The 24850-nt window shown below is 50.8% G+C and carries 23 protein-coding genes; 10 read left to right on the top strand and 13 right to left on the bottom strand.

From position 1 onward, the window contains the following. Positions 1-92: 92 nt before the first annotated feature. Both J7619_RS11575 and J7619_RS11570 read right to left on the bottom strand, forming a co-directional pair. Positions 93-338 (bottom strand): hypothetical protein, encoded by a 246-nt coding sequence (locus J7619_RS11575; protein WP_291198113.1) that lies wholly within the window; start codon positions 336-338, stop codon positions 93-95. Between the two features lie 164 nt (positions 339-502). Further along, entirely contained in the window at positions 503-808 is a 306-nt protein-coding gene (locus J7619_RS11570) for a hypothetical protein (protein WP_291198111.1), read from the bottom strand. 161 nt (positions 809-969) lie between these two features. On the opposite strand from J7619_RS11570, the gene J7619_RS11565 reads away from it, so the two are divergent. Continuing rightward, positions 970-1404, top strand: a complete 435-nt coding sequence (locus J7619_RS11565; RefSeq protein ID WP_291198110.1) for a hypothetical protein — start codon at positions 970-972, stop codon at positions 1402-1404. On the opposite strand, the gene J7619_RS11560 is transcribed toward J7619_RS11565, so the two are convergent. Then, on the bottom strand, positions 1401-2795 hold the full coding sequence (locus tag J7619_RS11560; protein ID WP_291198108.1) for a serine hydrolase: 1395 nt from the start codon (positions 2793-2795) through the stop codon (positions 1401-1403). The genes J7619_RS11565 and J7619_RS11560 overlap by 4 nt on opposite strands. A gap of 290 nt (positions 2796-3085) precedes the next feature. On the opposite strand from J7619_RS11560, the gene J7619_RS11555 reads away from it, so the two are divergent. From J7619_RS11555 to J7619_RS11540, 4 genes are all read left to right on the top strand, one after another. After that, positions 3086-5488: an ABC transporter permease gene (locus J7619_RS11555; protein WP_291198106.1), complete on the top strand. Its 2403-nt coding sequence runs from the start codon at positions 3086-3088 to the stop codon at positions 5486-5488. 45 nt (positions 5489-5533) lie between these two features. Continuing rightward, entirely contained in the window at positions 5534-6919 is a 1386-nt protein-coding gene (locus J7619_RS11550; RefSeq protein WP_291198105.1) for a sulfatase-like hydrolase/transferase, read from the top strand. Positions 6920-6926: 7 nt separating this feature from the next. Next, positions 6927-8525: an arylsulfatase gene (locus tag J7619_RS11545; protein WP_291198104.1), complete on the top strand. Its 1599-nt coding sequence runs from the start codon at positions 6927-6929 to the stop codon at positions 8523-8525. Positions 8526-8671: 146 nt separating this feature from the next. Beyond that, positions 8672-9424, top strand: coding sequence for an SDR family oxidoreductase (locus J7619_RS11540; protein WP_291198103.1), 753 nt, complete (start codon positions 8672-8674; stop codon positions 9422-9424). 50 nt (positions 9425-9474) lie between these two features. Here the strand turns inward: J7619_RS11540 and J7619_RS11535 are convergent, their stop codons facing one another. Then, positions 9475-10734, bottom strand: a complete 1260-nt coding sequence (locus tag J7619_RS11535) for an Hsp70 family protein (protein WP_291198102.1) — start codon at positions 10732-10734, stop codon at positions 9475-9477. A 529-nt stretch (positions 10735-11263) separates the two neighbouring features. On the opposite strand from J7619_RS11535, the gene J7619_RS11530 reads away from it, so the two are divergent. After that, positions 11264-12763, top strand: a complete 1500-nt coding sequence (locus J7619_RS11530) for a PAS domain S-box protein (RefSeq protein ID WP_291198101.1) — start codon at positions 11264-11266, stop codon at positions 12761-12763. 9 nt (positions 12764-12772) lie between these two features. Then, entirely contained in the window at positions 12773-13174 is a 402-nt protein-coding gene (locus tag J7619_RS11525) for a response regulator (RefSeq protein WP_291198100.1), read from the top strand. A 15-nt stretch (positions 13175-13189) separates the two neighbouring features. On the opposite strand, the gene J7619_RS11520 is transcribed toward J7619_RS11525, so the two are convergent. The 3 genes from J7619_RS11520 to J7619_RS11510 all read right to left on the bottom strand — a co-directional run bounded on the left by J7619_RS11520 (position 13190) and on the right by J7619_RS11510 (position 16742). Next, positions 13190-14518 (bottom strand): glycoside hydrolase family 28 protein, encoded by a 1329-nt coding sequence (locus tag J7619_RS11520; RefSeq protein WP_291198099.1) that lies wholly within the window; start codon positions 14516-14518, stop codon positions 13190-13192. 76 nt (positions 14519-14594) lie between these two features. Then, positions 14595-15335, bottom strand: a complete 741-nt coding sequence (locus J7619_RS11515) for an SDR family oxidoreductase (protein ID WP_291198098.1) — start codon at positions 15333-15335, stop codon at positions 14595-14597. A 165-nt stretch (positions 15336-15500) separates the two neighbouring features. After that, positions 15501-16742, bottom strand: coding sequence for a hypothetical protein (locus J7619_RS11510; protein ID WP_291198097.1), 1242 nt, complete (start codon positions 16740-16742; stop codon positions 15501-15503). 238 nt (positions 16743-16980) lie between these two features. On the opposite strand from J7619_RS11510, the gene J7619_RS11505 reads away from it, so the two are divergent. Further along, positions 16981-17109, top strand: a complete 129-nt coding sequence (locus tag J7619_RS11505; RefSeq protein ID WP_291198096.1) for a hypothetical protein — start codon at positions 16981-16983, stop codon at positions 17107-17109. Positions 17110-17245: 136 nt separating this feature from the next. Here the strand turns inward: J7619_RS11505 and J7619_RS11500 are convergent, their stop codons facing one another. From J7619_RS11500 to J7619_RS11480, 5 genes are all read right to left on the bottom strand, one after another. After that, positions 17246-17893: a hypothetical protein gene (locus tag J7619_RS11500; RefSeq protein WP_291198095.1), complete on the bottom strand. Its 648-nt coding sequence runs from the start codon at positions 17891-17893 to the stop codon at positions 17246-17248. After that, positions 17854-18246 (bottom strand): hypothetical protein, encoded by a 393-nt coding sequence (locus tag J7619_RS11495; protein WP_291198094.1) that lies wholly within the window; start codon positions 18244-18246, stop codon positions 17854-17856. Before J7619_RS11495 ends, J7619_RS11500 begins: the two co-directional genes overlap by 40 nt. Further along, positions 18243-19286 (bottom strand): hypothetical protein, encoded by a 1044-nt coding sequence (locus tag J7619_RS11490; RefSeq protein ID WP_291198092.1) that lies wholly within the window; start codon positions 19284-19286, stop codon positions 18243-18245. Before J7619_RS11490 ends, J7619_RS11495 begins: the two co-directional genes overlap by 4 nt. A gap of 124 nt (positions 19287-19410) precedes the next feature. After that, a complete protein-coding gene (locus tag J7619_RS11485) occupies positions 19411-19953 on the bottom strand; it encodes an RNA polymerase sigma factor (RefSeq protein WP_291198090.1) in 543 nt (180 codons plus the stop codon). 128 nt (positions 19954-20081) lie between these two features. Continuing rightward, positions 20082-21044, bottom strand: a complete 963-nt coding sequence (locus J7619_RS11480; protein WP_291198088.1) for a hypothetical protein — start codon at positions 21042-21044, stop codon at positions 20082-20084. A 144-nt stretch (positions 21045-21188) separates the two neighbouring features. Here J7619_RS11480 and J7619_RS11475 point away from each other — a divergent pair, with 144 nt between their 5' ends. Further along, entirely contained in the window at positions 21189-22109 is a 921-nt protein-coding gene (locus J7619_RS11475) for a sugar phosphate isomerase/epimerase (protein WP_291198086.1), read from the top strand. Here J7619_RS11475 and J7619_RS11470 read toward each other — a convergent pair. Further along, the gene (locus J7619_RS11470; protein ID WP_291198084.1) at positions 22106-23680 is read right to left on the bottom strand and encodes a glycoside hydrolase family 43 protein; all 1575 of its coding nucleotides are present in this window, start codon (positions 23678-23680) and stop codon (positions 22106-22108) included. The two genes, J7619_RS11475 and J7619_RS11470, sit on opposite strands and share 4 nt — an antisense overlap. Positions 23681-24160: 480 nt before the next feature. Between J7619_RS11470 and J7619_RS11465 the strand changes: the two genes are divergently transcribed. After that, on the top strand, positions 24161-24844 hold the full coding sequence (locus tag J7619_RS11465) for a hypothetical protein (protein ID WP_291198082.1): 684 nt from the start codon (positions 24161-24163) through the stop codon (positions 24842-24844). The last annotated feature ends 6 nt before the right edge of the window (positions 24845-24850 follow it).

The following is a 24850-nucleotide window of genomic DNA, read 5'->3' as shown; positions in this document are numbered from 1 at the left end:
CAAAAGTAGGAGGGGGCAATCTGGTGGCCTACGCTCACTCAGATGAACCGTCATATGAAGCACATGAAATGCGTTTTATGTATTCTCTTCTGCTAGTCGCAATGAAACTCCGCGATGCCGCCGCGGTGCGCAAGGTCGCCGCATTTGCAGGTATATTTGCCGCCGGGGCAGTCCAGCGTTCTGGTGTCTTTGCCGATCGGCCCGCTGTTATCCAGGATATCGCAGGAGCAAGTGACTTTAACGAGCGGATCATGATCTTTTACGCATGACCAGGGAAGACCGGCGACCATCAGAATGCAAATTGACGCTACCGTTTTGCGAGTAAATAATGCTTTCATGTGAAATGCTGATTTGGGTGGTTGGAAGCGGTTCCGCCTGTGCATGCGGTGATGCGCCAGACGGGATAAATATAATAAAATTCCAATACCTAATACTATTATTCACAGATACTTGGCGTTATTTATTCCCATTATTTACTCAATGGAAAAGCCGTGAGATGGCGTTAACGCGTGGCTCCCGCGTAGTGGAGCGCCGTGTCGCGGAGCGTGTCGAAGTCTTCGTCGATGGAAACAAAATGGGCACATTTGGTACCGACCTGGACCAATACACGCAGAAAGTCTGTTTCTGCTCCCGCGTGGCTGCTATGGCATAGTATCAGCACGTCGCCTTCGCGCAATTCGTTGATTATTTTCGACAGGCCCGGCTGTCCGTCGGCTTTCGTTTCCCTGATGATTTGATGGCACCCGGCCATTTGAAGTTTTTCCAAAAAAGTGTCTTCTGCCTCGTACGGCAAATAGCCTATAAACATTCCCTGTTCTAATGATGAGTGCTAAAAATAGGGCATACAGGGGGCCAGAGTAGACAGATCCCGATTAGAAAAAAATTAAACCTTTGATTCTATCAAAATATTGATAATATTTCTGAGAGCGTTTATGCGTTCTTGAATACTCCTCTAACAGCACCCATAACATGAATTTAAATGAAATCCGGGCCGAATTGGTCACGAAAACCGAGCGTAAAATCCAGGAAATGAAGGCCAGGAACATAGTTCTGCCCGAACGGAGAGTCGATATGTGCGAGCTTTGCGACCAGCTTTCGCAGGAAATTTACGATTTCGCCGTCAAAACAACCCTTCAGATCGCCGACCGGCATCATCTCCGCGGACGGGCAGCCAACTTGCTCGAAGAACTTCAGGAAGACATTTACGGGCTCACCAACGGCGCATTGGATATTCTGGTAGCGGCCTCCGCCGCACAAGGCCCCGGCGCCGGGAATTCGCCGAGCATCCAAACCACGAGCCGGAAGCAGCGAATAGTTCGTACCACGCCCAAATTTTTCCAGGTACTCTACGCCTGGTTTAAAGGCCTGCGCGGCTACAAACAACCTGCGGCTTTATGCTATTAGTTTTTACCTGCCATTCCCGCCCGATCCAGCATAGAACGCGCAATTTTGTTGTCCGGATCTTTCCGGACGGCTTGCTGCGCATATAAAGCCGCCATGTCGTTCTTACCCTGCTGTTTATACGCTTCGGCGATAAACTGGCAGGCGATGGCGTAGTCTTTATCCTGTAAATCCAGAAGGAGACCGAGCGTGAATACTTTGATGGCGTCGTCGATCCGGTTGCGGCGCATGAGAAACTTGCCGGTATTGACGAGGTCGCCGATAGGGAACGAAAGGTCGTACATGTCTTTTTTCTGTTCCGTGGCAGTCCGGTAAAACGCTACGCCGGTGTCGAAATCGGCCAGCATTTCCTCGCGCAGTTCGAGGTAAAGCGAACGTTTGGGGACGGTGTAGGGCTTGTTGTCGAGGATCGAAAGGATGGCTGTCGCAAGCTGGCGTACTTTGAAATTCTGGTTGCTGGTCGTCAATATCACGAACCGGTCGTTTTTCAGGTCGTGTGTGATCAGGGCTTCGTAATTGAAATTGGAACCGTGGTGCTGGTGCCAGACCAGCTCCCCCTGCTCGAACCTCGCTTCGCCCAGGCTGCTTTCGCCTTCCCCGAAATGCTGTGAAAGCTGCTGCACCGACGCTTTGCCCACGAGTTTGTAGCCGTCAACTGCCGCCATGAACCGCAGCAGGTCTTCCGCCGGCAAGCGGGGCCAGCCGGTAGTCGTTTCTTTCGGCTTTTCGTTGACGAATTTGTTATTGAAGGCGATCGCCATGGTGGTGTCGTTCAACGGCAAGTCCATGGCGGTGTGCTTCATTCCGGTCGGATTCAGGATATTTTTCTCTACAAATGTCTGGTATTTCAAACCGGAAACGTTCTCTACGATCCGCTGTTGCAGGTACACGTTGGAGTAGGCGTATTGGTATGCTTTCCCGGGGGTATTCGCGAGGTGTTTAAGCGCCAGCAGCTGATTGAGGACATCCTGATCGGTATTTGCAGCGCCTGCGGGCAATCCGCTGGTGTAGTTGAGCAAATGCGAGATCTGAATGCTGTCGGCCCAGGGCGGGAGTTCGGGAAGGTATTTGCGGATCGGGTCGGTTACCGAAAGTTTCCTTTTCTCGGCGAGCAGCATGATCGACACCCCGTTGAATTCCTTGGCGATGGAGCCGATATCGAATCGTTTTTGCATCGTCAACGGGTGTTGCCTGCTACCGTCGGCGAACCCGACGGCCGCTTGGTAGATCGTTTGCCCTTTGCTTACTACTATTACATTTCCGTTGAAAACACCGATCCGGTGCGCGGCCTGCATCAGGGAGTCGATGCGGCGGGAAAGCAGGTCGTTTTGGGCGTAAAGCGCGTTGGTTAGAAAATTGGAGAAAAGGATGAACGTGAGGAATTTGTTTTTCATAGCATATGGATGGGATAATCGGGCTTGTTCAAGTATTGTGCCAACATGTAACTTGTTGATAAATAATGCTTTTTGATAATAATAGGGCGTTCGGATGCGAACGCTTCTGTCCGTTTTCAGCTCACGGAAGCCGTGCAGTCACGGACAACGGCGTCCGATTTCGGACAGGGGGATTTGATTAATATTTTGATTTCCAAAGTGTTGTAGAGGTGGCATGCATTTGTTAGTCTCCCGTTCCGAACCGACATTCTTTCTCCTTTGCCTGACCAGGGCCCCAAATACTGACAAACATGTTCAAGAATTACCTGAAAATCGCCTTCCGGAACCTGACGAAGCACAAGGCTTTCAGCTTCATCAACATTTCCGGCGTCTCACTCGGACTTACCTGTTTTTTGCTCCTTGCTTTGTATGTGAAGGACGAGTTGGCCTACGACCGTTTTCATGAACATGCTGACCGTATTTACCGGCTGAACCGCACTTTCCTGGCCAACGACGGCACGGTATCGCTGCGGCTGGGGCACGCTGCGCCGCCTTTCGGTCCGCTGGTGAAGCAGGATTTCCCACAGGTAGAACAGGTGGTACGCTTGCTCGAAACCGGGGCGTTGGTGAAGTATGGGGAGAAGCGGTTTTCTGAGGATCAGATGTTTGCCGTCGAGGCAAATATTTTTAAGGTATTTACTTTTAAAATAGACCAGGGAAATCCCGACAGGGCGCTCGAAAACCCTTTTTCAATCATGTTTTCCCGACCTATGGCCGAGAAATACTTCGGAAATGAAGACCCGATCGGAAAAGTGGTGCGGCTGGACAACCAGTTTGATTACACGGTCACGGGCGTTTTTGAGCCATTGCCTTCACAATCGCATTTCCATCCCAATTTCCTGGTTTCTTTCTCGACCCTCAATGATAACCGTGTTTATGGTGCGGAGGGGCTTCGTACCAACTGGGGTAATAATTCGTTCTCGACGTTCCTGCTTTTACCAAAGCATTATGACGCCCGGAAACTGGCTGCGGCATTTCCCGCATTTCAGAACAAGCACATTGATCCCAAAGCTTCGAAATACTCGGTGCTGACGCTGACGAAGCTTACCGATATTCACCTGCGTTCCCACCTGGATTCAGAGATCGAGGCGAATGGGGATATTCAATATGTATATCTGTTTTCGGCGATTGCGATTTTTATCTTGCTGATTGCCTGTATCAATTACATGAACCTCGCAACCGCTAAATCAGCCACGCGTGCGAAGGAAGTGGGTATGCGCAAGGTGATAGGCGCGGTACGTACGCAGCTGGTAAATCAGTTCCTGAGCGAATCGGTGGTGCTGGTCGCAATTTCCGTTGTGATTGCCTTTGTAGCCGTGGTTCTATGCCTGCCATTGTTTAATAATTTTACCCAAAAACAGCTTTCCATGTCGGCATTGCTGGACCCTGCTTTCCTGGGGATTTTGCTAGGTATTACAATCTTCACGGGATTGGTGGCGGGTAGCTATCCGGCATTTTTCATGACGGGTTTTCAGCCAATCGCGGTTTTGAAGGGTAAGATCGCATCGGCGCTCAAAAATGGAAACCTGCGTCAGACGCTCGTAGTGGCTCAATTCGCGATCGCCGTCACGCTGATTATCAGCACGACGGTGGTTTATAATCAAATGCGCTTCATTCAGAATTATAAGCTTGGATATGCCAAAGATCAGGTGATTACGTTCAGCATGCCGGACGATTCAACGATGGATGTGGAGGCGATCCGGCAGCGTTTCAAGGAACATGCGGGGGTGAGGGAAGTGGGGCGGTCGTCGCGTATTCCTTCGGGCCGCTTGCTCGATTCGTGGGATGCTTATGTCATGAAAGGCGATTCGATGACGCCTACACAAATCACGATCAAGTCGCTTTCCGTGGATGAAGACTTCATTCCCGCGTACCAAATCCAGATGGCAGCAGGCAGGAACTTCTCCCGCCAGTACCCGACCGACCGGACCAACGGGTTTATCCTCAATGCAACCGCGGCCCGCCTGCTGGGCTGGAAAAACCCGGCGGACGCCATTGGTAACCGCTTTGGTTATGGTGAAATGCGCGGGCAGATCATCGGCGTCACCACCGACTACCATTTCGAGTCACTGCATCAAAAAGTAGCACCTATTGTGATGTTCTACCAGCCGGGCCACCTCGGGCGGGTATCCGTGCAAGTGGCAGGCAAGGATATCCAGGGCGCACTCGCACACCTCGGGTCGGTATGGAAGGGCCGCTTCCCCGATGTGCCTTTCCAATACGAGTTCCTCGACCAGCGCTTCGGCCAGCTTTACGCACTTGAGCAAACCCAGCAGGTGTTGTTCGGTATATTCGCGGGCATTGCGATCCTTATTTCGTGTATGGGTTTATTGGGCCTTTCGATGTTCATGGCCGAACTCCGGACGAAAGAAATCGGTGTGCGGAAAGTGCTGGGCGCTTCGGTACCAAGCATTGTGGGCCTGCTTTCGAAGGATTTTCTCAAACCGGTCGTTGTGGCGATTCTCATTGCGTCACCCATTGCGTGGTACGGCATGAAAAACTGGTTACAGGATTTTGCCTATCATACCGACATCCGATGGTGGGTGTTCCTGCTGGCGGGTGTCCTGTCGATCGCTATTGCATTGTTCACCGTCAGCTTCCAGAGCATCCGTGCAGCCTTGATGAACCCCGTCAGGAGTTTAAGAAGCGAGTAAATTCTATGGATTTACTATATTGGCGCAGACACAATATAGAGATTCATGGAAATAAAGAAGTTAGAAAAAATCCTGATATGTATTGTGCTGGTAGTCAGTGTGCTGCCGGCCATTGCCCAGCGACGGGCGGCGACGTCGCAACCCAACATCATTGTGATCCTGACCGACGATATGGGTTATGGTGATGTTGGTGCTTATGGCGGACGTTTTGTCGCTACCCCGAATATCGACAGGCTCGCGGCCACTGGGCTCAAACTTACACAATATTACAGCGGCGCGCCGATTTGCTCGCCTTCGCGGGCCAGTATTCTCACCGGCATGCAGCCCGGGAAATGGAACTTCACCACGTTTCTGGACACCCAAAAGCATAACAAAGACGCCGAGCAGATCGATTACCTGACTCCGGAAGCGCCTTCCATGGCACGTTTTTTCAAAGATGCAGGCTATGCTACCGGGCATTTCGGGAAGTGGCATATGGGCGGAGGCAGGGACGTTACCAATGCGCCCGGCTTTGCACAATATGGCTTCGATGAACATGCAAGCACCTACGAAAGCCCCGAACCTGACCCGGCTATTACCGCTACCAACTGGATATGGTCTGAAAAGGACAGCGTCAAGCGATGGGACCGGACGGAATATTTCGTCGGCAAAACGCTGGACTTCATGAAGCGGCATAAGGGTCAGCCGTGTTTCATCAACCTCTGGCCCGACGACGTGCATACGCCCTGGGTACCAGAGCCGGAAGCCGAATACACGGGTAAATCTCCCCTGAAACCGCAGGAAGAAGCCGCATTCAAGGGAGTGCTCAAAGAATATGATGTACAAATCGGTCGGTTGCTCGATGGCCTCAAAGAACTCGGAATGGCTGAAAATACGATCATTATTTTCACCAGCGACAATGGCGCGCTCCCTACCTTCGGTGGTACGCGGAGTGGCGGCTTGCGCGGATCGAAGCTGTCGCTTTACGAAGGGGGTATCCGCATGCCTTTTATCATTAGCTGGCCGGACCACATTCCTGCCAATAAGACGGATGAACGCTCGGAACTCCACGCGACCGATCTTTTACCTACATTATCCCGATTGGCAGGTGTAAAAATTCCGGAAAGTTACCACAGCGACGGCGTCGACCGGTCGGGCATACTACTGGGCAAACCTTCATTGAGGAAAAAAGAAATGTTTTGGGAATACGGACGAAACGACATCGCCTATAACTATCCGAAAGGCAACGACCGCAGCCCGCGGCTCGCCGTGCGCTCGGGCGAATGGAAGTTGCTCATGGATGCAGATGGCAGCAAAATTGAGCTTTACAATATTGTGAAAGACTCCGCTGAAACCACCAATCTTGTGGCAAAGGAAGAGAAAATCGCAAAGGAGCTGAGCGGAAAGCTGGTTGTGTGGTGGAAATCGTTGCCGAAGCTCAACGCCAATTGATAATCCGGTGAAAAAGAGTGTATTACTGATAGCGCTGCTGACTTTGCCGGCGCTTTGTCTGGCGCAGAAGAAGCGGCCGAACATTGTCGTAATTCTCGCCGACGACCTGGGTTTCTCCGATGTAGGTTGTTACGGCAGTGAAATCCCGACCCCGAACATCGACTTCCTCGCTAAATCGGGTGTTCGTTTTACCCATTTCTACAACAATACCCGCTGCTGTCCTTCCCGCGCGAGCCTGCTTACGGGCCTGTACCCGCACGACGCGGGCATAGGGCGTATGGCCGAAGACCCGGAGGATTCAACCATTAACAACGAAGGGGTAGACGGCTACCGGGGGTATCTGACAAAAAACGCGGTGACGATAGCAGAGGTGCTGAAAACTGCCGGGTATCATACCTACATGTCGGGAAAATGGCACGTGGGCATGCATGGGAAGGAAAAATGGCCGCTGCAACGTGGTTTTGAGCGGTATTATGGAATTTTATCAGGCGGGTCGAGCTATTTGAAACCATTTCCGCCACGCGGCATTACGGTGGATAACGGCGAGCCTGGTTACGATGTGCCGGAGGATTATTACACAACCGACGCTTTTGCCGACAATGCGGTCAGGTTTATCCGGGAACAGAAGGATAGCAAGCCGTTCTTTCTTTACCTCGCATTTAATGCGCCGCACTGGCCGTTGCATGCCAAGCAGGCGGATATCCAAATGTTTCAGGACAAGTACCTGGTCGGCTGGGATTCGGTCCGGCATGAACGGTGGCGTAAACAGCTAAAACTCGGCTTGGTAAAACCCGAATGGGGTGTTTCTGAACGGGATATGCGGCCGTGGTCCGGGCTGACCGAACAGGAAAAGAAGGACGTCGCTTACCGTATGAGCGTGTATGCGGCCCAGGTGTATGCGCTCGACTACAATATCGGTAAGGTGATTGAGACGCTGAAAGAAAGGAAGGAGTTTGATAACACGCTGATCATGTTCCTGTCCGACAATGGTGCCGCAGCGGAGCCATATCAGGAGCTGGGCGGAAAACCGATGGAAGAGGTGAACAATCCGGCCAAATTCTGGGCGGTATCGTACGGCGCCGGATGGGCCACCGTGTCCAATACCCCTTATAAAAAGTGGAAGAATACAACCTATGAAGGTGGTACCGCTACGCCCATGATCGTGAGCTGGCCCGCGGGCGGCGTCGGCAACCGCGGCGGACTGGTGCGACTGCCTTACCACATCATAGACATTATGCCGACGGCCATCGAAGCAGCCAATGCGAGGTATCCTGCGACATTTAACAATCATACCATCATCAAATCGACGGGTATTTCCCTGATCCCGGCCATCACCGGAGGCACAGGCAAAACGCATGACTATTTTTACTGGGAGCACGAAGAAAACTGTGCCGTCATCCACGGCCCCTGGAAGGCGGTCAAAAAGCTTCCCGGCGACAAATGGGAATTGTATAATCTCGAAAAAGACCGTACGGAAAGCTCGAACCTGGCCGCCAGCCACCCCGACATTCTAAAAGACCTCGCCGCCCATTGGAACAAATGGGCCAGCGATCACCAGGTGTTTCCCAAAGGCAAAACCTATTTCAAACGTTTCCCGGAAAAATAGCTTCTCACTGTCGGTTAATTAGCCCGAAAGTTGTGGCCAATCGGGCCGTTCTGAGATATTTACAACTCTTGCTATAATCCTTGTACGCCCGGGGCGGGGCTGGTCGGCCACCTTTGTGATGTTCTTTCACATTAAATAAAACGACCATGAACTCGCTCAAAAACAAAGTTGCGGTTATCACAGGATCCGCAAGAGGCCTCGGTAAAGCTATCGCAGAACGCTATGCCGCACTCGGCGCCGATATTGTGATCAACTATTCACGCGACAAGGCTTCGGCCGATGAGGTGGTAAGCAACGTCACCGCCATGGGTGCCCGCGTGATCGCCGTGCAGGCCGACGTCAGCAAAGTAGCGGACATTCACCGCCTGTTCGAAGAAGCTAAAAAAGCATTTGGTAAAATAAATATTGTGGTGGCCAACGCAGGCATCGAAATGGTGGAAACCCCTGTTACGCAATTCACGGAGGAACAATTCGACCGTTTGTTCTCCATTAATACCAAAGGCGCCTACTTCACCATGCAGCAAGCCGCATTGCATGTCGAAAACAACGGGCGCATCATTTACATCGCTTCCAGCACCACCGCATTTCCCGTGGCCGGGATGGCCGTGTACGGCGGCAGCAAAACCACCCCGCGTTACCTCGTAGATGTGCTCTCCAAAGAAATCGGTTACCGCGGCGTAACAGTTAACTCGATCATCCCGTTTGCGGTCGACCATTCAGGGATTTTTGTCGAAGAGGGCAGCTATCCCGAACTGCGCAAATCGTTGCTCGACAGTTGTCCGATGGGCCGTTTGGCCGAAGTGGAAGATGTGGCTAACATCGCCGAGTTCTTCGCCAGCGACCTTTCCTCATTCGTGAACGGCCAGCATTTGCTGGTGAACGGCGGGGCAAATCAATAGGGTGGCCCGGCATTTGACAGGCTTTTAAGAAATCTGGGCTATTTTTCCGGTCAGGAAAAACGGCTCCGGGCATCGTACGCCAGGCCCAGCCCGACGCTCGAAAGTTTATTCTCTTCCGACCAGTCGGCGGCAGGGAAAAGCTCTCGGAAGCGCTCCCGGATCAGCGGGATCTCCGTAGAACCGCCGGTCATGATCACCAGTCCAATGGCTTCCGGCGCGATAGCCGCGCTTTGCAGGCATTGTTTGGCGGCATCGATAATGCGCTGTGTCTTGGTTCCAATGGCTTCGTTGAACACTTCGCGTTCAACATTGATCTGTAAGTTTTCGTCGATAAACGGGAGGGAGGCCACGTAGGCATTGTTTTGCGTGAGACCGATCTTGATATTTTCGGTTTCAGCAAGTACCGCGTGGCCGCTTTCCTGTTCGAGGACGTTGATCAGCCTTCCGTACTTTTCAGGAGAATGTGTTTCGCGGAGCAACTGCTTGGCCTGGAAAATCGTCCGGTTGGTATACAGGAAGTTTACCTTGCTCCATTCCGAAAGGTCGAAATAATGATAGGACGGCACTTCGAGGTTCTTGGCACCATAGGTCGTGCGGAAGCCCAGCTCGGGCATCATGCGGGCGAGGCTGAGGTCCTTATCGAAGTCGTTCCCGCCAAGGCGCACACCGGTATTTGCCAGAATATCGCTGCTGCGGTCGTGCTTGCGGGCATTGTCTTTGGAAAGGCGGATAACGGTAAAATCGGAAGTGCCGCCGCCGAGGTCGACCACCATGGCCAACTTTTCACCGGTTACCTGCGCCTCATGCGCAAATGCCGCCGCAATAGGTTCAAACTGGAAGCCGACGTGCTCGAAGCCCAGGCTCCTGGCGATTGCTTTCAACTCGTTTTCCGCCCGTTCGTCGGCAGCTGGGTCGTTGTCGACGAAATGTACCGGCCGACCCATTACCACATGTTTCAGTTCGGTACCGCAATCGGCCTCCGCCTTTTGCTTCATCTGGTCCAGGAAAGCGGCGACGATCTGATCGAATTTCATCAGTTCGCCATTCACCATCGTGCCCTGGCGCATGGCCGGTGTGCCCAGCACGCGTTTCAGGCTTCGCATTAGCCTGCCCGGATGCCGGCTCAGGAAGCGTTCCATCGCCGCCCGTCCGAAGAATGCCTCGTTATCTTTCCGCGCAAAAAACATTGCGCTGGGGATCGTTTTATGGTCGTTTTCTACCGGGATCAGGAAAACGTCGTCTTGGTTAGCAATTGCGAGGCTGGAATTGGAAGTGCCGAAATCGATGCCGCAGAAAACAGGAGTTGTCATTGTTTTGGAAAATTGGGGGCGCAATTTCTCATTATTTGCCCGGCAATGCAAATTCAATAGGAAAACAATGTGCAGCAGCCGGTGCCTGAAACGCTTTCCTTTTGAGAAAAACCTATCATTTTGGTAAATACGGGAATGGTATAAACGGCTTAATATCAGGTAGTCGCTACGGAGTGGCTCGCCTGGTGCGGCATTAGTGGAAACCCTTCATTTAAATCCTGCAAAAATGAAGGTGATGGTTTTTCAAAGCGACAAAGCGGCATTTTTCTCCGGCCCGTCTGATGATGCCGGCGACGACGAAGACGATTGCGAAGGGGAACATTAGCAAGACTTACGGCCATCTATTCGGCTAACCGCGGTAATCTCGCGGCGACGTTTAATGAGCTGGGTAATCCCGGCGTTTATCATGGCGGCAGGCTAGATCGGTAGCGGGCAACCGGTCAATTGCTGGCCTGGTTCCGGCACGCCCGAATTTTTGGCACGGAATTTGCTGCATTCTTTGCCAAATTGATTTATACCTTACCCATACATGCATTTGAATAGCGACCTGATTCTCCGCAACCTTGCAGAAGGCGTTTTTCTGCTGGACGAAGCGGGCAACATAACGGCTTGCAATGCAGCGGCCATCGCTATCACAGGCTACGACATCGCAGAAATAAAGGCGAAGCCGTTTTGCGCTATCGGCGACGGTCAGAACGATCCTATTCAATACCGGTATGAGTTGGACCAGACCCTGAAAAATAAAAAATTTGTGGCAGAGGGGTGGAAGCTGAGGAAAGACCGCACCAGATATTGGGCAGAAACTTCCTATTCCCCCATTTTCGATGAGTCGGAGCGACCTGTCGGTTACTGCATATTGCTGCGGGATATTACCGAACAAAAAATCATGCAGTTCCAGCTGCTCGAAAGCGAAGAGCGCTACCGTTCCCTGGTGGAGCAGGTGAGAGATTACGGGATATTTATGCTGGACACAAAGGGCCGTATCATCAGCTGGAACGAAGGCGCCCGGCGTATCAAGGGTTATAACGCCGAGGATGTAATTGGAAAATATTTTGCCATTTTTTACCCGGAAGAAGATATACTCAGCGGCAAGCCCGCCTGGGAATTGAAAGTGGCGAGATCGACAGGTAAATATGAAGAGGAAGGTTGGCGGCTGCGCAAAGACGGCAGCCGTTTCTGGGCGAATATCGTTATTACCGCGGTTTACGATTCCGAGGGGCGCCTCAGCGGCTTTTCAAAAGTAACCCGTGACCTCACCGAGCGAAAAATGGCCGAGCAGGCATTGCGGGAGAGTTCCGACCGGTACAGGCAACTGGCCGCGGAGCTATCGGTTGCGAATAGCGAACTATCGTTACTGAACCGTGAGTTGGAACAGTTTACGGCCATTGTTTCGCATGATCTGAAGGAGCCGGTACGAACCGTGCGGAGCTTTTTGCACCTCATGGACCGCCACCTTGATCAGCAAAAATTTGATCTTCTGAAACCGGATATCGGGAAAGGCATTCTTGCAGCGCGGCGCATGCACGACCTGATCGATAACCTGCTGCATTATACGCAATTAAGCAAAGTAGGGCTGCAAAGGCAGAAGCTGAACGTCGAAGAAGTGATCAGTGAAGCTGTTCAGAACCTGAATAACGCCATTGAACAATCGGGCGCTCAGATCCACGTGGATAACGACGTGCCATTTATCTACGGCGATCGTGTCCAGCTTGTGCAGCTTTTTCAGAACCTCCTGGCTAATGCGTTGAAATTTACGAACGGAAGCAGGCCGGAGGTGGCGGTGAAGTCCTGGATGGAAAATGACAGCGTACGGTTCGTCGTGGAGGACAATGGTATCGGTATTTCTCCTGAAAATCTGGAAAAAATATTCGAAATTTTCAGGAGGCTGCATTTTGCGCATCAATACCCGGGTAACGGGGTCGGCCTGGCCGTATGCAAAAAGGTCGTGGAGCGGCACAAGGGTTCTATCTGGGCCGAATCGACGCACGGTAAGGGCGCCAGCTTTCATATTATGTTACCTAAGATCTGAGCTCCGGATATGAGAACATTCAGGCTAGCCATTGTAGAAAATGATGAAGACGAGCGCTTCTTTATGTCGGAGGCGTTCAGAGCTTCCGGGGAATTTGAAATCCTTGGTGAATTCGGGAACGGCGATCAGCTTACAGAGTGGCTCCACGGTTCGCCGCGCGAGCTTCCTGAACTGGTCCTTTCGGACCTGAACATGCCCGGCAAAAACGGTTATGATATAATCGACGAGCTCAAAGTGACCTACCCGGACATTGCCGTATTCGCGACTTCTACGTCGTCCGTAGCGACCACGCGCGACAAGTGCATCCGGGCGGGTGCGAAGGATTTTATCGCCAAGCCCGACATTTTCATTGCCTATGATGCCTTTGTCGCCGAGTTTTATCAGCTTGCCTGCCGATACCTCGGGGCGTGAACGCCACAAAAAGCATTAGCGGATCATCTTCTCATTCACCCTGACATTTGTGAGCGTGAAATCCCTGACCACGGATTTATCGTAAGCAGTGTTTTTTGCAGTGATATCCAGGTTTTCAAAACTAAACTTCGACAGTTTATCATATTCTCCCGGACTCACGTCGAAAAACACCTCGCATTTCAGTTTGATGTTTTTCAGGCTGATATGGTCCGAGTAGGAGAGCGGAACATCTTTTCGGCCTTTCAGGTCGAAGAATTGTTTCCATGGCTTCACATAAATGAGACTGTACGCATAACCATCCACGTTTTCGACACTGATAAACTCGTATCTCTGCGGCGTGTCGGGGCGCATTTTCAGCCAGAGTACGCGCATGGCGTTTTCGATATGGCAGTTGCGCATCACCACATTTTTATTGTGAATAGCCTCGCTTCCGCACGTAAGCGCCGCGTGGCAAAACCCGAAATGGGTGTCCTCGATGATGATATTGGCGTTGGCGCCGTTGCTGGGGTCTTTGTCGGCATACGGACCTTTGCCGCCTTTCAAGGCAATCGCATCGTCGTTTACAGCGAGGTAGCAACCTTTAACAAGCACATTATTGCACACATCCAGGTCGATCGCATCGGTGCTCGGCGCCTTGACCGGTTCATGCGGTGCGGTGATCCTGACATTCAGGATTTTGATATTGTTGCATTGGTAATAATGGCTCGTCCAGAAGCCGGAATTTTGAAGCGTCACATCCTGTACCTGTACATCGTTGCTTTTCCAGATAAAAACCAGCCGTGGTCGCGATACTTCCAGGTTGGTACAGTTGGGGTTTTCCTTCCGGCGTTGCCAGAATGCCTTCCAGTAGTTCAGTCCGTTGCCGTCGATCACACCCTTTCCCGAAATTGTGAAGCCGTTTACGCCGTAGGCATTGACTAATGCGGGAAAATAATCCAGGTTTTGCCCCTCCATGCGCGAGGGCATCATCGGGTAATCGGCAATTTTGTCGGAGCCTTTCAATACAGCACCTTCCGCAACATACAGGTGTGTTTTAGGTTTAAAAAACAGTGCCCCGCTCAAAAAAGTACCCTCGGGAATCACGATCACGCCTCCGCCCTGTTCGCTGGCGCGGTCGATGACGCGCTGGATCGCGAAGGTTTGCACGAGGTTGCTGTCCGTAGAAACACCATGGTCCGTGACCACAAACCGCTTGCCACGGTTTTTAATATCAACTTTGGATGTATCTGAAAACCAGCCCGGTATTTTGCTTCCGTCGGGGAATGTGGAAGATCTGCCAGATTGCGAAAATGCAACCGTTGCAAGGAATAATAGTTGAAGTAAAAGAAAGCAGGACTTTTTCATAACCCCTTGAAGACGGGTTCTGCCTTCTTTTACTCAATTCCAGGGTGGCAACTGCTGACTAAGCCTCTTTGCCGCATCACGCCATCCCGCCATTCAAACCGATGGTTTGCCCGCTGATCCATTTGGCGTCGTCGCTGGCGAGGAAACTGACGGTTTTGGCGATGTCTTCAGGCTCACCAAGGCGGTTGAATGCATTCAGGGAAGCGAGGCGGTCGATGACTTCCTGTGGTTTGCCTTTGGTGAAGAGTTCGGTATTGGTCGGGCCGGGCAGAACGGCGTTGACATTGATGCCGCGAGCGCCCACTTCCTTGGCAAAAACGCGTGTGAGTTGTTCGACAGCACCTTTGGTAGCCACGTACGTCGCGTAGGTAGGCATCATGACGCGCGTCGTGCTGGACGAAAAGTTGATGATACTGCCGCCTTCCGCCAGGCGGGTTGCTGCTTCACGGAGGGTGTTGAACGTGCCACGGACATTTATTTCAAACTGGCGGGTGAAATCTTCGTCGGTGGTATCTTTGAGCAGTTTGGTGATCATAATGCCGGCATTATTCACCAACACGTCGATTCTGCCAAAATGCGCTATCGCAGCGTCGAACATATCTTTTACCTGGCCGGGATTACTGACGTCGGCCTGCAAGGCAATGGCCTCGCCACCCGCCGATTGAATAGCTGCTACCGTTTGCTGGGCCGCTTCCAGCCCGCCGGCGTAGTTTACAATGACTTTGGCGCCTGATTTTGCGAGGTGAAAGGCAACGGCTGCACCTATTCCTCTTGACGCGCCGGTCACGAGTGCTACTTTGTTTTCGAGTGAGTTCATGGTCGTTTTTGTTTAGTGTTAAAGAACATGACAAAGGTGGCAGGTTAGCGTCGCCCCGGGCGTACAAGGATTACAGCAAGAGTTGCAAATTTCTCAGATAAGCGGAGAAACCAAAAAAAGCCGCCGGCGATCCGGCAGCTTTTTGGGTTGGTTTAAAACTACATTCTATTTGAATCCAAAAATCAGTGGGAAAATGAAGATTACCACCGCGCTCCATATGCTGTACAGCGGAAGGAATATCCCGAGCGACGCACCGACGGCCCGGAGTTCCGACTTTTTGCTGAGTACGGCGAAAAGTTTTAACCCCACATAAAACAAATGGGCGAGCATCAGCACATTGGCGCCGAGCACGGCGGCGCGGTTCGGGGTGAGGCCCCACTCCGAAATGCGGAACAGAACGGCCGATAAAGCGATGCAATTGACGAGCAATGTTACTGCAGATAACAGGAGAAGCAGCACAATTTGCGCGCGGCTGCCGGATTGATCGGTTTCGGCCAGCGAAAAGAAGATCAGTGCCATCACAGCAACCAATAGGCCGTTGAACAACACCAGGAACTCGCGGTCGTGGTAAGGACTTTTGCCGGCAATGAGCGTAGCTATCAGGTACGCTACCAGCATCACTAGCGCTACCGGGCTGAACAGCTTCGCGATAACCGGCGGTATTTTGTTCACGAGCGTGGGCTGCACCCGTGTAATGAACGTCGCGACAATAGGCACGGCCGCCAGCCCGCATATGACAATGTATTTTGAAAAAACCCATTGAACGTCCCAGCCGATCAGCCCGAAGAGGTTGATGGTAAGGGCTGTGGTGAGGCCGCCTGCGAGCACCAGAAGCCCCGACATTACGATAAGCTCGCCCGTGTAGCGCAGGAATTCCAGCCAGCTCGCACCGTTTTTCCACTTTCCGCCACTGTATGCCGCGCCCAGCAGCGACCACAGCCAGAGCGGCAGGTGCAGGCAGGAAAGTATCAATGTATCACTGTTTTCATTCTGGGGCAGCCAGTTGATGAACACTACCGACGCCATCAGCAGCAGGATTGCCGTCCCCCGGACCTTCCACGAAACGGTGTTTTTCCAGGCAAAATAGGCCATCAATGCCGGGGCGACGATAAACCCTACGTTGCGCGGGTAATAAAACGCTTCGTCGATGGAAAGGAGCTCGGGCAGCTTGGCCAGCAGCGCGGCGAGAAGCGAAGCTATTACCACAAAGGTCCGCTCGGCAGGTGTACCCCAGGCCGCTCCTTCCTGACTGAAATTGAGCCGCTGATACCATCCTTCGGCCAGCGGATTGTTGCGCAATTCGGGGTACAATGCATTGAAAGCTGCCTTAAAGCCGGGCTTGTTGCCCCGATACAACTTTTCCAGTTGCAGGGCATTGTCTTGGTTCAACAGGATTTCTTCACGCATAAAACATGGATTGAGATGGTGATCAGCTTTTGTGGTTGGCGGGAATTTTTATTGTTAAAAAGTACTTTGTATTTCAAAGTTAAATGAGAATTGAAATTTCGCAATGGGGAGGAGGCATTTTTTTTTCTGATCCGTGTCATTTTGCCGTTTACTAAATTTGATAACCGGTTAATTGATAACACTTTAATTCGCTATTTAGTCGTTTTTATTTTGTGTTGAAAATCAAATCGATACAAAAATGGAATGGACGATTAGCATGTGGGCGGGACTGGCCCAGCTTGGCATTGCAGTGGCAATTGCCGGTATTGGCATCCGGATCGTACTCGAATTGCGGAAGAGCGAATTGACGGACCACCCTGCGAAGTAGGAAGGGGCCGTCGGAACTGAAACGGATCGACATCAGAGGGCGTAATGCCCTTATCAAAGCGTTGGATATGTAAAAAGGTCTGCAACCATACTTGGGTTTGCAGACCTTTTTTTATCGACTTCACTGCGCCGTACAACTATTGGTATTCAAACCGGACAGAGTCGACGCTCTCACCAGCTTTGTAAGACTCTTTCGCTACCATGAGCGTGGGTAGTTTTTTGGTGTTGTAGTGATACACAAAATCAAATTTCCGTGGCGGGATCATATTCGAGTACACGTAACCGAACCGGCTCGACGGATTTTCTTCACGGCTAAGGTAAGTGACGTCTACTTTTACCGGCATGTTTACACCAAACTCGCGGAACCAGTGGGCTGGATGCACACCAAAAACCCGCGTCAATTCATTTGCAAGCCCAAACATGGGATTATTGAAAGGTGACCGGACGTATTTCGTATGTTCTATGTTTAACAGGTCATCGGTCCTAACCAGCTGGCCACTTCTATTGATAAACGTGAATGCCATTTTCACTGGATTCCTTTTTGCGTCGTAAGAAAATGAATAGTATCCGCTCAGCAGACCGCTATTCGATCGGGCCATTTGTACGATTTCATTCTGTTTGTTGATCGTAGCCAGATATTTGTAGTCATCTTCCGACGGATTGATGGGAGGGAAAAACGTGATGTTTTTGGCAGGGGGAACTATTTTTAAAAATGTGCCATCGTTTTCAACAGTTAACCGCGATTCTAGCGGAGCACGGTCTCCTCCGAGGAAATCATAGCGCACGGTAATTTATTGGGAACGCCGCCAGCGTCGTAAGCAAATTTTATGCTCACTTTGACATCGCTTCCCAAAACTTGCCACGCACACGAGGAAAGCCGCTGCTGATCATCATACTCGTAGTGCAATAGCTCTTCTCCACCAAAGGTGGGGGAAGGTGATGAAAGATTATAATAGTTACGGATACGCATGTTTTTGATGAGCGTACCTGTAACGGGCGTAATGGAATCGAATATTTCCGTTTCCGTGGTTGGGTTAATGCCGTCGTCCGGCAATGATTCGGCTGGACCGGGGTCGTTTTTATGTTTACACGAGATGGCAAGCAACAGGAACAGGCCGAAATACAATGTTTTTTTCATGGCAATGATGGAGATTTGCGGTTTTGTTTAAGTCTGTATTTGAATTGAATGGAGATTCCGGCTTGGTAGGGTTGAAGCGTGAAGCCCGCATCCTTGCTTCGCATTTTGTTGACTGAATATTCGATGTAGGGGCCTACATGCAGTAAGCTGCCTGTGCCGAGTGGAATTTCTTTTCCAAAGGTAGCGGTTCCCCACAGCAGATTTTGTTTGGTGGTAAATTCCCTGGACAAATCCGCACCGACTCGGACAAAGTATCCGTTAAACTTTGCTTTATTGAACGACAGTTCTTTTGAAATACCGATATTCCCGAAATGGAGGGTATTATCGACCTGTTCGGAAACACCCTTCCGAACAACCTGATTTTGCTTATCGAATACAAATTCATTGGTGGCAATCTCATAATGAAAATTTTGCCTGGAAAATGCATAGCCGAGATGAAATTGCAATCCGCCCCGCTCGACACCGGCCTGAATTTGATAAGCCATTTTTTTGTTAGAGAAACTTTCCGGGAATTCAAAGTTCTGGTATTGAACGGGTTGATTGCTTCGAATGCGCACCACTTGATAAGTGTTCATCGGTGTGAATTCGAGTAGCAAATTCCAGGCTTCTTTCGGTTTTTCGGTTGTATGATTTTCCTTGGGAACAAGTATGACCGGGAGGTGTAATGTATTGAAAGAAATATAACCGGAGTTATCGAGCAAATCGGGATTTTCCAGCTTGATATCCGGCTTTATAGTGGTCCCGGAAGCCGGTGTTCTTTCTGATAGGGTTTCAACTTCATCAGGAGGTAATGCAATGCTTTTTTGTTCGAATATATCCCGATTTTGTGCGACTGCATTATTTTCTTCAATGGAAAGAGGAGGGTTTATTGATGCGTGGGTAATGCTGTCTATTTCAGTTGAATAGGTGGTTTCTTGCGTACTTGTCGGGCGAGTTGCATGCAGTGTTTGAGGATTGCTTCGCGAAGGAACAGTATATCTCTCAGGGCGCATTGTGGTAAGAAGCACCAAAACAGTCGTCAATGCGATGCGGTAAGGCATAGTGCTTCCTGTCCTGCGATGAATCGAATTCAGGACGATATTTGCCAGTTTGGGATCAGGCTGCTCTTTGGTATTGCTGAATTTATCGGTAAGCGCCCTTCGCAACCGATCGTTTATTTCGTCGTCAGGGAGTTTCATATTTCTTGATTCCGTATTCTTCTAATTTTTTGATAAGCAAATTCCTGCCCCTCAGAAACTGGGAGCGTGACGTGCTCGCGGATATGGAAAGCATTTCGGCTATTTCCACATGCGAAAACCCGTCGATCAGGTGCAAATTGATGATCATGCGATAACCATCCGGCAATGTGCCGATCACCTGCCGCAAATCATTGATATTCATGTAATCTATAATGCGATCATAATCGTCCGAATCGAAATCGAGCCTGTCCGACTCCACCGACCGGTGGCGGAGTTCGCTTTTCGTGGTACGGTGGTAATAGTTAATGGCGGTTCGTATCACAATCGATTTAATCCAAGAGTCAAGCGCAGCAATGTTTTTGAGTTCGGAGAGATGGTTAAATACCTTGATAAATGATTCCTGGAAAATATCTTCTGCCTCCGCTTTCGTTTTGGTGTATCGCATACATATTCCGATCAGCTCTGATTTGTAGCGATCGTAAAATATGGTCTGCGCTTTCGGATCGAGCTCCTGACAAGCTTTTACCAAATCGGCAATACTATCGTACTTTTTACTCTTAAAAATTTCATTAGGGGTTGACGAAGCAATCTTAATGAGGCGGAATATAATTATTTGCCGTGGGACACGACGGGTTAGGTTAAACGTTGCATGACGTATTATCTATATTCATACAAATAGGAGGAAACGAATGCCAATAGCTTGCCATCCTTATCGAAAAACAGGCGATAGCCGGCAAGGTACCCATAGACGAAAATGCTGTAACTTTGGTAATTGTCCTCAAAGCACTCTCCACTGAATACAGACATCTGATATCTCTCATCAATTCCGAATTTTGCCAATTGCTTACGGATAGGATCGGGTATTTCATCAAATGCCTTGAAAGGTTTTACGAAATTATACGATCCAATGAAAACCCCGTCATTGGTTATAACTCTCGGACTTCCATCATCTTTTCCATTGAAGTAATAGTTTACCTTATTTTCGCCTATGACTTTCGTGGTAAGTGAGGTAACGAAATAGTCCGTTCTGTTTTGCAAATCAACAAGTGTTGTGGGTATCGGCTCGTATCGGGGATCAGTGTCGAATGTAAATATGTTATGTTCGCCGAATCCAAACGTGATGTGTTTTAGATCGGAATTGTAAACTTTACTGTATATCCACTTGATCGAAAAGTCCTGACCATCTGCCGTTATCTTTGCACGATACCATACCCCTTCCTTATCGGGATCCAGCCGAACTTCCGCACGGTAATCCGAGAGCTTTGCATTTTTGGCAATCGGAAATTTTTCACGGATAATCTGTTGCATCGAGTCGGGAACGACATCACCCAGTAACTTATGTAAAGCGACAATTTTCCCCGGCTGCAAACCCATATAGTATTTCACCTGTCCCTCTTCGAAATGTGCCTCCCACAATGCATTAGCCAGAATGGTTTTGAATACGACATTTTTGGCGTCGGGAAAGCTGTCGGTCAGCAATTTCGCCGTCGATTGTGGGACTTCTCCCGGATTCGGCTCCGGCCCTTCGACTTTGTCGCACGCGAACATGCAGGCGGTGAGCATGCACAGGAGCAGGCCTTTGATGTAATATTTTCCGATGGATACCTGACGATTTTTCATAGCTTTTTTCAAACTGCCGTTTTGTAATTCCCCGCTGGGACAAGAGTCGGCGTTTGAAACGTTGCATGCCCGGAAACAAAATGTGCGGCGCGTTTGCCAATCCCCGCAACAGCCGATATATTTCAGCACATTTTCCTGAACCTTATGAACCACTCATCTTTCCCGAACCGCAGGGATTTCCTGACGGCCGCCGCCGCAAGCTTTGCGCTGCCTTTGTTGCAACCGCTCAACGCATGGGCGAGGGCCAAGCCACTTTTTTCGTTCTCTACCCTTGCCTGCCCGAAATGGGACTGGGCGACGATTGTCAAATATGCAGCCGATAACGGCTACCAGGGCATCGAGATTCGCGGCGTGCTGGATTGTATGGATCTGCCCTTATGCAGCGATTTCAATACACCACAAAGCATTGCCCAATCACGCAAAATGGCGGAGGACAAGGGATTAAGGGTCGTTGACCTCGGCTCGTCGGCGTCATTGCATATGGCCGATCCGGCAGTGCGGGCGAAAAACCTGGACGAAGCAAAGCGGTTTATCGACCTCGCGCAGCAGCTGAATTGCCCTTATGTCCGGGTATTCCCCAATGATTTGCCCAAAGATCAGGAAGTGGCCCGAACCGTGGAGCTTATCGGTACCGGGCTGCTGGAACTGGGCGACCATGCCAAAAATACTTCTGTAACCGTACTGCTGGAATCACATGGCGACGTGACCGGAAAAGATATCCTGGCAACGGTGATGGGCAAGTCGGAGCATAAGCACGTCGGACTGATCTGGGATATTTTCAATATGTGGTCCGTGACGAAGGAGCCGCCAAAGGAGGTTTATGCCAAACTGAAAAAGTACATTCGCCACACGCACATCAAGGATGGCATTCTGAAAGACGGTAAAATTCAATACGTGCAGGTAGGCAAGGGTGAAGGCCCTTTGAAGGAGGCAATAGGTGTACTCGTGAAAGACAACTACAAAGGGTATTACAGTTTCGAATGGGAGAAAAAATGGCACCCCGAAATCGAGGATCCGGAAGTAGTGATACCCGCGTACCCGAAGCTCATGCAGCAATACTTTTAGTCGTATTTCATTTCGATCGCTTTAATTTCACTTTTCGGGCCAGGTGTGCCGGTTACGCTGACACCTACTCTCGGCGCCCTGTCCCACCGGGGCAGCCAGGGGGCTTCTATCTGTACCGAACTGGTGAGCGAGTCGATTTTTTGGCCTTTGACACCCCAGCTGAACGTGTAGTAGCGTCCGTAGCGGCTTTGCAATTCCAATCGGATGGTTTTGTATTTATCGGGGATTTCCTGCGTCTGGAGGGTTTCATACTGGCCGTCTTTTACTTGCCATAGCTCGACGCGGTTTTGGCCTGCACCGTAGCCGATGGCGTTTCGAGAATCGCCATATAGGACAACGTTTTGGAAAATGTTGTCTTTGATCATGAATTCGGCGGTGTAGGTATAGCTGCCTTTTTTAATGGTATGGCCCAGGAAATTACCTGTTTGGGCGGGGTTCTCGCACTCGATTTCCAGAGCTGCGGCCCTGATACCGAACTTCGGCGTCGGCAGGCCGGCGTCGAATACCCAGGGCAGTCTTAATGTATCGCGTTCATAGTTTACCGAAAAGTTGGAGCTATGCTGGGGAACAGGGCCTGAGCTTGTGGGCGATTCCGCCTGCGCGGGAGTCGTTTTGCCGTATCTGAATGCAGGCCAGCGGGTTGTTTCGTCCCAAATCAACTCGCTGAGAACGCCCTGGCGCCCTGTAAATGTAAAGTCGATACCATTATAGGCATGGTGCAGGTAAAAATAGCGGCGGTCCGGCGTGGTTACCACGGTGCCGTGTCCCGGACATTTCCAGGTATCGTCCCCGAAAAGGACAGGATTTCCCTCATATTTCATCCAGGGCCCCTGCAATTTTTCCGCCCTCGCCATCCCGACCTGATAATCGCAGCGGTCGCCGCAGCATGCATTGCCGGAATAGAGCATATACCAGTAGTTTCCTCTTTTAAATATAGCCTGCCCCTCGGCACCACCTGCTTCCCAGCCGGCGGGATCGGCTTTAATGAGGCTGAATTCCTTGCCGGTTACCTTCAATCCGTCGGGTGAAAGCTCCGCGCCGAGCAGTTCGATGCCCCGGTCTTTGTCGAGGCCATAGGCTTTCCAGGTAATGAATAGTTTCCCTTTGTCTTCCACCACATAGGCGTCGATGGCCTCTTTGGTCCATTCGACAATGATGCCGTGGTCTTTAAATCCTTTTGTAATATCCTTCGTGGTTGCCACGCCGATGACCGACTGCTTGTCGGATTTCCGCCTGGCCGTATAGTAAACGTAGAATGTCCCGTTCCGGAAAAACAGCTCCGGTGCCCAATAGCTTCCCATTGTCCATTTGGGCAGCTCGGCGAATACGGGTCCGACATATTCCCAGTTCACGAGGTCTTTGGAACTGTAAATAGGGTAGGCAGGCCCCCATTCCGAAGAGGTACCGGCCGCGTAATACGTATCGCCTACGCGTATCACCGATGGGTCGGCAAAGTCGCCGGCAATCACGGGGTTACGGTAGGTGATCACCCTCGCGGGGACGGGCTTTTGCGCGGAAACCTGGATGGAGCAAAGCAGTGTGAGCAGAAGTATGGCGGACAAGGATTTCATGGTGCTTCTCAATGGATGGCGTTGCGAAGAAAGGCATTTATTTCGGGATTGCCCTCTGGCCCCCCGGAAAACACCTGTTTTTGCATTCACGTGTTTACACGCTTACCTCGTGGAAGAGGTTTGCCCAATTTTGAAATGTCAATCAGGACGGGGCGCTTAAAAAAGAACCTGATTGACGCTTGCGTCTGACTCATCAAACTAAAAGCCAGGGCGAAACAAATGGTTCGGGGAACTCAAAGCGAGTTCTTCGGATCGAGGCCCGAGGCGCGCAGTCCGGGACGCGTAGTCCGGGACGCGCAGTCCGCCCGATCAATCAGAAATCATTAACCTAACCGATAAATCGAATTAATTCTATTTTTTAACCGAATTAGTTACAATGCCTCCTTGCCCTTAGGTATATTGCTTTCCATTGTGCGGATGCCGGTTGCGCTGCACGATCGGAAAGCAAATATCTTTTTAAACCATTAAATCTCAGCGAGCATGCCGAAGTTTATCAGTGATGAAGTTTTTGCAAAATGGGCTGCCCAGTGGCAGGCGCTGGAACACAGCCGCGAGCCCTTTGGCTTTTTTAATTGGGGGAGTAAACTCCTTTTGGGTGATTATTTTGACGGTAATGACTTCGAAACCCTGGTATCAACGCCGGGTATAGCCGTTATCAAAGTCCGTTTTGGTTTTGATACTGAAGAAAGTGCATTCAAGCTGGTGCTTTTTGGTATCGATAGTGCCGGACAGATTATTACGCCTTACTATGCGCACACGCCGGCCGATTTCCGTGAGGCGGGGGATGGCCCGGGTGGAAATGTGCCCGATGTGCTGGCGAGGCAATGGATTAAATACTGGGAACAGAAAGGCCATGCCGGGGAGATCGCCAGTCCGCTGTTCCGCACGCAGTACGGTTTCCTGAATGGGTACAATTATCCCGTAAAAGAGCTACTGGCGGCACTTTTCAGGTTTGAAAAAATGCCTAAAATTTACATTCGCTTTGTGCTGCACCGCTATTTTCCGGCTGCCAATGAAGAAGTGCAAAAGGAACTGACGGGCTCTTATGCTTTCGGGCTGCTGTTCCAGGCCATTTCCAATAAGGGCGACCGCAGCGGCGCATTGGGCACCGAACCGGACAGCGGTTATTACGACCTGAGCGCACCTTGTCCGCGGACTTGCTGACGCTGG

The sequence above is a fragment of the Dyadobacter sp. genome (genome assembly GCF_017744695.1).
Lineage (GTDB): Bacteria > Bacteroidota > Bacteroidia > Cytophagales > Spirosomataceae > Dyadobacter.
This window is presented reverse-complemented; position numbering and strand designations above follow the sequence as displayed.

What these genes read in the sequence shown, in the direction of transcription:
- J7619_RS11465 (WP_291198082.1), top strand. Translation starts at nt 24,161, where the DNA reads ATGCCGAAGTTTATCAGTGATGAAGTTTTTGCAAAATGGGCTGCCCAG.
- J7619_RS11540 (WP_291198103.1), top strand. Translation starts at nt 8,672, where the DNA reads ATGAACTCGCTCAAAAACAAAGTTGCGGTTATCACAGGATCCGCAAGA.
- J7619_RS11505 (WP_291198096.1), top strand. Translation starts at nt 16,981, where the DNA reads ATGGAATGGACGATTAGCATGTGGGCGGGACTGGCCCAGCTTGGCATT.
- J7619_RS11490 (WP_291198092.1), bottom strand. Translation starts at nt 19,286, where the DNA reads ATGCCTTACCGCATCGCATTGACGACTGTTTTGGTGCTTCTTACCACA.
- J7619_RS11495 (WP_291198094.1), bottom strand. Translation starts at nt 18,246, where the DNA reads ATGAAAAAAACATTGTATTTCGGCCTGTTCCTGTTGCTTGCCATCTCG.
- J7619_RS11535 (WP_291198102.1), bottom strand. Translation starts at nt 10,734, where the DNA reads ATGACAACTCCTGTTTTCTGCGGCATCGATTTCGGCACTTCCAATTCC.
- J7619_RS11530 (WP_291198101.1), top strand. Translation starts at nt 11,264, where the DNA reads ATGCATTTGAATAGCGACCTGATTCTCCGCAACCTTGCAGAAGGCGTT.
- J7619_RS11560 (WP_291198108.1), bottom strand. Translation starts at nt 2,795, where the DNA reads ATGAAAAACAAATTCCTCACGTTCATCCTTTTCTCCAATTTTCTAACC.
- J7619_RS11525 (WP_291198100.1), top strand. Translation starts at nt 12,773, where the DNA reads ATGAGAACATTCAGGCTAGCCATTGTAGAAAATGATGAAGACGAGCGC.
- J7619_RS11510 (WP_291198097.1), bottom strand. Translation starts at nt 16,742, where the DNA reads ATGCGTGAAGAAATCCTGTTGAACCAAGACAATGCCCTGCAACTGGAA.
- J7619_RS11515 (WP_291198098.1), bottom strand. Translation starts at nt 15,335, where the DNA reads ATGAACTCACTCGAAAACAAAGTAGCACTCGTGACCGGCGCGTCAAGA.
- J7619_RS11475 (WP_291198086.1), top strand. Translation starts at nt 21,189, where the DNA reads ATGAACCACTCATCTTTCCCGAACCGCAGGGATTTCCTGACGGCCGCC.
- J7619_RS11470 (WP_291198084.1), bottom strand. Translation starts at nt 23,680, where the DNA reads ATGAAATCCTTGTCCGCCATACTTCTGCTCACACTGCTTTGCTCCATC.
- J7619_RS11520 (WP_291198099.1), bottom strand. Translation starts at nt 14,518, where the DNA reads ATGAAAAAGTCCTGCTTTCTTTTACTTCAACTATTATTCCTTGCAACG.
- J7619_RS11575 (WP_291198113.1), bottom strand. Translation starts at nt 338, where the DNA reads ATGAAAGCATTATTTACTCGCAAAACGGTAGCGTCAATTTGCATTCTG.
- J7619_RS11570 (WP_291198111.1), bottom strand. Translation starts at nt 808, where the DNA reads ATGTTTATAGGCTATTTGCCGTACGAGGCAGAAGACACTTTTTTGGAA.
- J7619_RS11565 (WP_291198110.1), top strand. Translation starts at nt 970, where the DNA reads ATGAATTTAAATGAAATCCGGGCCGAATTGGTCACGAAAACCGAGCGT.
- J7619_RS11555 (WP_291198106.1), top strand. Translation starts at nt 3,086, where the DNA reads ATGTTCAAGAATTACCTGAAAATCGCCTTCCGGAACCTGACGAAGCAC.
- J7619_RS11550 (WP_291198105.1), top strand. Translation starts at nt 5,534, where the DNA reads ATGGAAATAAAGAAGTTAGAAAAAATCCTGATATGTATTGTGCTGGTA.
- J7619_RS11480 (WP_291198088.1), bottom strand. Translation starts at nt 21,044, where the DNA reads ATGAAAAATCGTCAGGTATCCATCGGAAAATATTACATCAAAGGCCTG.